The organism is Mycobacterium sp. (assembly GCF_036488105.1).
Taxonomy (GTDB): domain Bacteria; phylum Actinomycetota; class Actinomycetes; order Mycobacteriales; family Mycobacteriaceae; genus Mycobacterium.
Genome location: NZ_DASXHW010000370.1, coordinates 1 through 8,477, shown reverse-complemented (window position 1 = coordinate 8,477; position 8,477 = coordinate 1). Strand labels below are relative to the sequence as shown.

7 protein-coding genes and 1 pseudogene are annotated in these 8,477 nt (G+C 62.5%); all 8 read right to left on the bottom strand.

The annotated features are described in order from the left end of the window. Positions 1–2,168 (bottom strand): protein kinase domain-containing protein (locus VGH54_RS19495; protein ID WP_331513716.1); only part of this gene is annotated, 2,168 nt, incomplete at its 3' end. Between the two features lie 886 nt (positions 2,169–3,054). Then, positions 3,055–3,735 carry a CAP domain-containing protein gene (locus tag VGH54_RS19490; RefSeq protein WP_331513715.1) on the bottom strand — a complete coding sequence of 227 codons (681 nt, stop codon included), beginning with the start codon at positions 3,733–3,735 and terminating at the stop codon, positions 3,055–3,057. A 19-nt stretch (positions 3,736–3,754) separates the two neighbouring features. Next, positions 3,755–4,126, bottom strand: coding sequence for a DUF732 domain-containing protein (locus VGH54_RS19485; protein WP_331513714.1), 372 nt, complete (start codon positions 4,124–4,126; stop codon positions 3,755–3,757). Between the two features lie 19 nt (positions 4,127–4,145). Beyond that, the gene (locus VGH54_RS19480; RefSeq protein WP_331513713.1) at positions 4,146–4,799 is read right to left on the bottom strand and encodes a hypothetical protein; all 654 of its coding nucleotides are present in this window, start codon (positions 4,797–4,799) and stop codon (positions 4,146–4,148) included. Continuing rightward, positions 4,796–5,398 carry a mammalian cell entry protein gene (locus tag VGH54_RS19475; protein ID WP_331513712.1) on the bottom strand — a complete coding sequence of 201 codons (603 nt, stop codon included), beginning with the start codon at positions 5,396–5,398 and terminating at the stop codon, positions 4,796–4,798. The genes VGH54_RS19480 and VGH54_RS19475 overlap by 4 nt, the downstream gene beginning before the upstream one ends. 58 nt (positions 5,399–5,456) lie before the next feature. Next, the gene (locus VGH54_RS19470) at positions 5,457–6,920 is read right to left on the bottom strand and encodes an MlaD family protein (RefSeq protein ID WP_331513711.1); all 1,464 of its coding nucleotides are present in this window, start codon (positions 6,918–6,920) and stop codon (positions 5,457–5,459) included. Then, on the bottom strand, positions 6,921–8,036 hold the full coding sequence (locus tag VGH54_RS19465; RefSeq protein ID WP_414688751.1) for a virulence factor Mce family protein: 1,116 nt from the start codon (positions 8,034–8,036) through the stop codon (positions 6,921–6,923). 38 nt (positions 8,037–8,074) lie between these two features. Next, positions 8,075–8,477: pseudogene (locus VGH54_RS19460) on the bottom strand (mammalian cell entry protein); the annotation flags it as partial.

The window sequence follows — 8,477 nt, the reverse complement described above, 5'->3', positions numbered from 1 at the left end:
CCCGCCTCCTCGACCGCGTCGACCGCCCGCCCTGCGTCCCCGGCGAGGATCAGGTGATCAACGGCCTGGCTGAGCATCTGGTGTTCGGTAAACCACCGCGCGGCTCTGCGGTGCAGCTCGGGTATGCGATCTTGTGCGTCGCGCTCGAGGCGGTGCCGCAGGTAGTCGGCGAAAAGGTGATGGTATTGGAACCACGATCCCTCGGTATCGGTTCTGCGCAGAAAGAGATCACGATTTTCGATCTCTTCCAGGACGTTTTGGCTGTGCCGGTTGTCGGTGAGCGCGGCCGCCAATCCACTGCAGATCTGTTTGGGGATGCAGGTCGACAACAGGAAATCGAGGAGATCCGACTCAAGGCTGTCTAGGACGTTGGACGCCAAATAGTCACCTATTGCTTTATGTCGCCCGGACAGTTTCTCGATGAGTGCGGCTGGGTCGGGACGGCCACGAAGGGATAGTGACGCCAGCTGCAAGGCGGCGGCCCATCCGTCTGTGGAGTCCTCGAGTTGGGCCACATTGGCTGGCGTGAGGGCGAGACCGCATTGATCGACCAGCAGCGCTTGAGATTCGGCCGTATCGAATTTGAGAAGCGATGAGTCGATTTCTACCAGCTCCCCCTGGACCGCCAACGTAGAGAGCGGAAGCCCCGAACGCGTACGACTTGTGACAATGAGATGCAAGTGATGGCAACTATTCTCAAGCAGGTAGGCGAGAGCGTTTGTGGTTTCAACGTTGTTTACGCGATGCCAGTCTTCCATCACCAGCGCGAGGGTTTGTTTGTCGGAATGTAGGCTATTGATCAACGCGTTAAAGACATATTCCGGGGTATTTTCCAAATGGCCTTCGAATTCTTGTTGTAATGTGTCGGCGAGGTCTGGCATGGTGCGCCGAATCGCCTCGATCAGGTGGGCGAGAAACCAGACCGTGTTGTTGTCGTCGCTATCTATCGCCAACCATGCGGTCTTCAGTCCTTGCCCGGTGAGCGTTTGAGTCCACTGCGCGGCCAGCGTGCTCTTGCCGTAGCCGGCGGGCGCGTGAATCAGGGCCAGCTTTGGCCTTGGCCCCGACCCGAGGCGGTCGAGGATTCGTTGCCTCGGTACTGTCGGGCGAGTGAATGTCGGCGGGCGAAATCGTGTCGGGGCGCTCGGCGGCTTCTGCATTCGCGGCATCGAGCCTGACCCGTCCGAGCGTAATCCAATTGCGGCGTAATGCCCCGCTGATACGGGAGTTTCGGTGCCAGAACCCGATTCGTCGGCGTCGATCGCCGGTGCCGGTAACTCCAGCGGAACCTCGGCGATGTTGAGCCCCACACGGGCGCCGGCTGCTCGCAGGATCTCACCGAACGCCGCGGCAGAGCTTGGACGGCGTGCCGGATCGATATGCAACCCGAGCTCTACTGCCGAGCAGACCGGGTCCGGAACGCCTTTGGCGCGCAGATCAGGGATCGGACCCGCCATCACCCGACGAACAAACGCAATGGGATGCTCGCCCGATCTCACAGCAAATGGCGGGTCGCCGGTAAGCACGGTGAAGACGGTGGCCGCCAGGCCATAGACATCCGCAGCGACCGAGACAGCGGCACCCTCGAAGAGCTCCGGCGCGATGTAGGCCAGGGAGCCGACCACCTGCTGCGAGGAGGTCTCACGGCCACCCGCCATGCGCGCGACGCCGAAGTCGCCAAGTTGCGGTTCCCCATAAGCAGTGAGCAAGACATTAGCGGGCTTGATATCGCGATGAAGTACGCCCGCCCGGTGAGCGGTTTCCAGAGCGCCCGCCAGGCGCACCCCTATCTCCAACGCCTCGCGGACCCCGAGTGGTCCGTGACCGCGGATCCAGGCACCGAGCGTGTCTCGACGGTGATACTGCATCACGATGTATGGACGCCCGGCGAAGGTTAGGCCGCTGTGCAGTACGGGCACGATGTTCGGGTGGCCGGAGACCCGTCCCATCGCCCGCTGCTCACGGTTGAAATGTTCGATGTCGACATCGTCCGGATCGGAACTGAGCACCTTCACCGCGACGACGCGGTCGAGCGACGGTTCGTTACAGCGATATACCACTCCGAACCCGCCGCGTCCTACCGCCTCAGCATCGCGGTAGCCCTCTGCCTCAAGCTCGGCGACGATTCCCGAGTTCGGGCTGCGTTGAGTCGCGTCGGGATTGGCCACCGCTAGTCCGCCCGCATCCGAGCTGCACTGGCGGGGCGGATTTGATCCGGCCGGTAGAGCAAACGGTCCGTACGACTCGGTGCCAGAGTTCCCATCGCAGATTCCTTCGTTGCAGCTTTTACCCTAGCTCTCGCCGGCCAGTCACCAATGCGGTTCGCTCGATTCGACTCCGCTGCGCAGGGACGACGCCGGCTTTGCCTCCGTCGGGGAGACGACAACCACCCGATGAGGTGACGCGCACCGGGCCACGCCCAGAGACACTGGGAGCACAGCAGGACCACAGGGGCGTATGCAACGCGCTACGGACGTGCTTCGGCCATGTCCATGTCTGGTCCGCCACGAAATTGAGTCTCTACCCAATGAGAGTGAAACAATGACCACCTATCTGACCCTTGTCGGGATGCTGCTGCTAGTCGTATCTCCTGTGTTGATCCCACTAACCGTCACTGTGATCCATTTCTGCTCTGAGAGATTCGGTCGTATGGCCAACTGGCGTAAGACGATGGCGGCCCGACCGCTTCCCGGACCCGTCCCGGTGTTCAGCGACCGGCCGGGAGTTCAGGTGGCACCATCCCCGGCATAGGAGGCCGCAGTGTTTATCGATCGATCTGCCGCGGCGATCTGACGACCACGATGAATCGAGGGTGCACCTGCTGATCACGCGGGCGATGAATCCGGCAGCCTCGCAATAAATTCCACGCTGCATCAGGCCGGGTTGACGCGGCAGGTCGCACTGGCTGGTTTGTGCCATCCTCGCTTCTTCCGGCTCGATGCCTCTATCTTCGTGGATGATGAGATCCCACCAAAAGTGTTGACCTGGCAACGATTACAAAGCTCGCGCGACGTTGACGCGTAAGTCGGATGCCGACGGCGCTCTTACGCTCGCCTATTGCGGCGGAATACCCGGCGGCGGATACACACCTCGCAAGATCCACGCCCACCAGTTGTTACCGGTTTCGAGCTCGTCGCTGGCGTCGTAGTCGGGGCTGGGATCGAGCGGGATGTTGTTCGCCTGGGAGCCCGGAGGAAGTTCCGCGACGACTTTTTGGTTGGGATTGGCTGATGGCGGCGGCTGCCCGTACACGGCCACCACGACGGTGCGATCCAGACTGTTTTCCGACCACACTCCCATTTGGCTGTTAGCGCAATTGGACATGATGGCTTTGTAGGCGGGATTGTAGTACCACCGATTTAGCAAATCGTTGCCGCTGATAGCTATGGACTGGTTGATCGCCACGGTTTCCGCCACCTGACCATGGAAGCCTGCCGCGTTGGCGCGATCTTGTGGTGTGGACCCGTCTGAGCCGATATCACCGTCAAGGCTGCGGTTGTTCAGCACATCTCTGGTGTGCCACTGGGCGGCGAGTTGCAATTGTGGGCTGATCCTCACGTCGTTGGTGCAGCCTGCCTGATGCTCAATGGTGAAGACATTGGAAACCACACTGTCGTTGAGCCGCTTGTTGTTCGGTATGAGCGTGTTGTTGTCGCCATCCGCGTGCGCGCCAGGCGCGCCCAGCACGACGCCGACGGCAACCAAGCCAGGCAGAGTAAGTGGCCAGAACCGCATGTCGGTCTCCTTCCTTTTCTCAGCCGCCAGGAGGTGGCTGGTAGTGGCCTGCCGAGTTGCGCAGTTGCCAAATCTGTGCGGGGCATAACAAGTTAACCGCATACGAGACAAGGTAATTGGCTGCGAACTCGTCATTGGGCCTGATGTCGTTCTTCACGTCACCCATGACTTGGGCATAGCCCTCGCCGCGGCCGATCTTGTCGCAGATCCCGTAGCCGTAGTTGACGGCGTCGGCAGGGTTCGCAAAGTTGTCGTAGTGCCGCCGCACCATCACGTCATACACGTACTCGACTTCAGGTGCCGGCGCGGCGTACGCCCGCGGTACTGACCCAAGCGGGAGCGAGCCGACGACACCCGCAGCTGCTGTGATCGCCAGAGTCCAAATCTTCACCGGTTCACCGCGTCTCGGTTTATACGGGGTCGAATTGGGAAATCAGCCACCGGCCGCCGACCTTGTCGAGGGTTACTCGAACGCTAGATGCCGTGCTGGTCGGCGCATCCTGACCGATGATGACGGACTGATTCACGAAAAGTAATACCACAGCATGGTTTTCGGTGGCCGAAGTCGACGCGGCGGCCGGAACGGTTGCGATGGCCGAGATCTGCTTCTGCTTTGCTCCCGGGATGACCATGTCGTGGATCAGCGATGTGTAAGCGTTCAGGAACGAACCGGTCAGCCGGCCCCGCGCAGCGTCAAGGTCCTTCTCGACCGTGTCGGGCTTATAGGAAAGCAGCGCGATGGTGCTGTCGGTAGCGGCCCGCACGGATTCGGTGCGAGCCACGCCTGCTTCGCGAGCCGAGCCGTCCTGCCACTTCAAAAAGCCCGCGGCGGAAGCCAGCAACAACGCCAGCGCGGGCAGCACCACAAACACGATCGCCCGCGACCAGCGGACGTGACGTGCCGTGGGCTGCTCATCATGGTCTGGTCCATCGACCTCCGTGGCAGCTTCGCTCGCCTCGGCATCGTCGGCAATGGTCACTGTCTGCACCGACTCGGCCGGTGTTTCCTCCACCGACTCGGCCGCACTTAGATCGCCTGCGCCGAGCGACGCGAACCACCTCATGGCACGAACCCGACATTAGAAACCTTCACCTGGTCACCTACCTTCTGCACGTCGATACGCATCCGCCATGCCCGCGGAACCTGCTCTGCCTCACCGGCATTCGAGGTCTGCACCGACACGGCCACCAACGCCTGGGCCGAGTCGGCCGTCTGCGACTCCAAGCCGGCCTCGGTGATCGTGCCGACCGTCTTCGCCTGAGCTTTTTTGAGCACCTCGATGAACGGCTGTGACCGCTTGGCGAAGTCGTCGTAGAACTCCCCAGTGGCCCCGTCCAGAATGCGATGCACATCGGCTTCGGCACGCTGCCAGTCGATCGTCGTCAAATTGAGCGCGCCCTGCCTGGCCACCTGCAGAAACTGACTCCGCTGGGTCTGCGCCTGCTGAGACTGATGAGCGCGAAAGCCCAACCATCCGACCAGTCCTGCCAACACAACAACTACGACCACACCGAACAGCGTTACGCGCAACGACGGCGCTATCGGCTTTTTCGACGGCGGCGTCGGCTCACCATCGGCATCCTCGGCAGCGGACTCCGGCTCGAAGTCCTCGATGTCGATGTCTATGTCGGCGTTGTCGTCCTGGGCCACTTCAGAATCCATCGCTACTTGCATACCGTCCTCCGTCTGTCGGGGTCGTTAGAGCCGCGCGCCATTGCGGTCAGTTGCCCGGCGGCAGCAACATCGTTTGCCATGATTTGTCCTTCGGCGCGGTTTGGGCCAGATCGGTTTTGGTGTACTGACGCCCGTCCGGCCCGATATAGGTGCCGGTGGCCGGGTTGTACTCGGCGGCGGCCACCGGCGTTGGCGCGGGAGCCGGTGGGGCCGGTGCTGCCTGCGGCGGCGACCCGGGCGGCAGTTGCGGGATGTCTTGGCCGGTGTAGGTGCCGTTGGGGTCGCCTTTCCAGTTCCAGCCGTCGTTGAGCGGCACATACTGTTCGTTGCTTTCGCACAGCTTCACCGTTGGTGCGCGTTTGCCGGGCCTGGTTTCGCACGGGATATTGCGGACGCCGCGCACGCCGGTAATGGGCGAGTCCTGCGGGATCCTGCAGTACAGGTCGCCAGCGGGCCGCTCCGGAGCGTCTTCGAAAACGGGGTTCCGCTGCTGCTGGGCCGGCAGAAACCCAGTGGTGCACGGCGGCGGCACGTTGATGTTGAGGTTGAAGCTGAGGTATTGGCCCCTATAGGCCTGCTTGGTGTTCAGGTTTCCCAAGATGCCGGCCTGTTCGGCTTGGATGGATTCGGGGAATATCACCAGCAGCGATTCGATGTCGTTTTGGTAGGTGAGCGCGACCTGGCTAGCGCTGACCAGGTTGGCCAGCAGAACCGGCAGGGTCGGTTGCAGCCGCTCTAGAAGTTGGCGTGTCTCCGCGAACCCGGAGCCGCCGTTGTCGATGACGGCGGCGACGGCCTTGTCGTGGGTCTGCAATTCGGTGGTCACGGTGGCCAAATGCGATGCCCACGCCGCTATCGCATCGGACGTCTGGATTTGGGAATTGGCTACCGGCTGCCACTGTTCGATCAGCGCAACCAGCGGGTCGAGATTCTTGCGCGCGTCGATCGAAAGGTTCGACCCGCCCTTGACAATGCGGGAAAGTTCGGGCCCGAGCCCGCCCACGGCCGTGTACGACTCGTCAATGACGGTCTTCAGGTTGTCGTGAGGTATCGCTTGCAGAGCCGTGTTGGCGGCACTGAGCAGGGCATTGATGTCGCGCGGTACGGAGGTGTCGCTCAGCGGAATCACGTCGCCGTCCTTGAGCGGTGGCGAGGTGCCGTTGCGGGGCAGCAACTCGACGTACGATTCGCCGACCGCCGACTGACTGTGCACCTCGGCTTTGAGGTCTCTCGGAATGTGGATGCCGGATTTCAGTGACAGCACAGCTTCGACGCCGCCATTGGTCAGGTGCACCGACTGCACCCGGCCTACTTCGGTGCCGCGATAGGTGACGTTGCCGGTCTGATACAGCCCTCCGGATTGCGGCAGTTCCATCTTCACCGTGTACCGGCCGACGCCGAACAGCATGGCCGGCAGTTTCACGAAGTGCAGCGACATCACTGTCAACGCGACAAGCGCGATCACGGTAAGGACCACTAGCTGGATCTTGACTCGTCTGTGTAGATGCATCTAGCGCCCCTGGTCCCAGTGGTAGGGAATCGTGAGCGGATTGCCCGGGTTGAACGGGCCGCCAGCCAGGCACGGGCTGGGGTACTGGCCGACGGTGCGGCCCCACTGCAGCTCTAGCTCGGTCAGATCGCACGTCCACTTCGTGCCGGTGAATAGTCCGGCGTCGATGCGGCTGAGCGTGAGGTCGATGATCCCCGTCAGGTTGACGTAGTCACCGCGCATGAAGTTTTCGAAGGTTTCGTTCGGAAATGGGAAGGTGGGAATCAGGCTCAGCGATCGTGTCAGGCTGGGGCCAGCGTTGGCGAGCGACTCCAACACCGGTCCGACTTCCTTTAACTCCTTGACCAGGTTTTCTTTGGTTTTGATGACCGTGTCGGCGGTCAGGGCGCTGAATTTGCCCAGCTGGTCGGCCGCCTCGACCAGGCTGTCTCGCTCTTTGTTGAGCACCGCCAGGGCGTCGGGGATGGTCTTAATGGCCCGGTCGAGGACGGGTTGCTGAGCGGCGAACTTGCCGACGAGGTGGTTGAGCTTCTCGGCGGCTGCGATGATGTCACCCTTCTGCTCGTTGAGGTACGCCGTGAATTTGTCCAGCTGCCCGATCAGGCTTCGCAGATCTTGCTCGCGGCCGCGGAACGCGGTGCTCAGCGCCTCGGTGATGTCCTGTACTTGGCTGATTCCGCCGCCGTTGAGCACCAGCGACAGCGCCGCCAGCGTCTGATCGGTGGTCGGGTAGGCACCGCCATGTGACAGCGGAATGAGTGAGCCGTTGCGCAGCTTGCCTTGCGCCGGTTGGTTTGTCGGTGGTGCCAGCTCGATGTGGTAGGAACCCAGCAGGCTGGTCGTGCCGATCTTGGCGGTCGCGTTGGCCGGCAGGTCGACGTCGCCATTAAGGCTCATGGTCAGCAACGCATGCCAGCCCTGGCGCTCGATTTTCGTCACGTGGCCGACCGTCACGTCTGCGACCCGCACCCGCGAGTTCGGTTGGATGTTGTTGACATCGGGCATCTGCGCCTGGATCACGAGGGACCCCGGGCCGTTGCCCTGGGTGCCTGGTAGCGGCAGCGAATTCAGCCCGCGCCAGCCGCAGCCGGATATCCCAGCCAGGGCCATGATCATTACCAGGTTCGCTGCCGCGCAGCGCCAGCGGCGATGTCTCATCTGCCACCTCCGGGGGGCATCATCATGCCGGGCAGACCTGCCGCTGGGTTGGTGGCGACCGTCGCAGCGGCCGTCGCAGCGGGGGCGGGTGCTTCGGCGGGCAGCGGCGCACCCGGGGGCCCGGCGGCAGGCGGCGGCCCAGTTGCAACCGCTTGGGCCGGCGGCGTCGTATTGGCCGGCGGAACGTAGTCGGGCCGCATCCAGTCCTCGCTGTAGGTGACCTCGTTAGGCCTGGCCTGCGGTCCGACGAAGAGGTTCTCTCCAAGCATCGGGAAGTTGTACTGGCGGTTTTTGAAAATCGGCGCCAGGTACTGCGCGCACAGTTTCGACGCTTGCTCGGCCCCGAGCCGGGAGGCGGATTGCACCGCTCCGCAGAGGAAGGCGATCGGGTTGGCGAAG

What these genes read in the sequence shown, in the direction of transcription:
- VGH54_RS19490 (WP_331513715.1), bottom strand. Translation starts at nt 3,735, where the DNA reads ATGCGGTTCTGGCCACTTACTCTGCCTGGCTTGGTTGCCGTCGGCGTC.
- VGH54_RS19465 (WP_414688751.1), bottom strand. Translation starts at nt 8,036, where the DNA reads ATGATCATGGCCCTGGCTGGGATATCCGGCTGCGGCTGGCGCGGGCTG.
- VGH54_RS19480 (WP_331513713.1), bottom strand. Translation starts at nt 4,799, where the DNA reads ATGAGGTGGTTCGCGTCGCTCGGCGCAGGCGATCTAAGTGCGGCCGAG.
- VGH54_RS19470 (WP_331513711.1), bottom strand. Translation starts at nt 6,920, where the DNA reads ATGCATCTACACAGACGAGTCAAGATCCAGCTAGTGGTCCTTACCGTG.
- VGH54_RS19475 (WP_331513712.1), bottom strand. Translation starts at nt 5,398, where the DNA reads ATGGATTCTGAAGTGGCCCAGGACGACAACGCCGACATAGACATCGAC.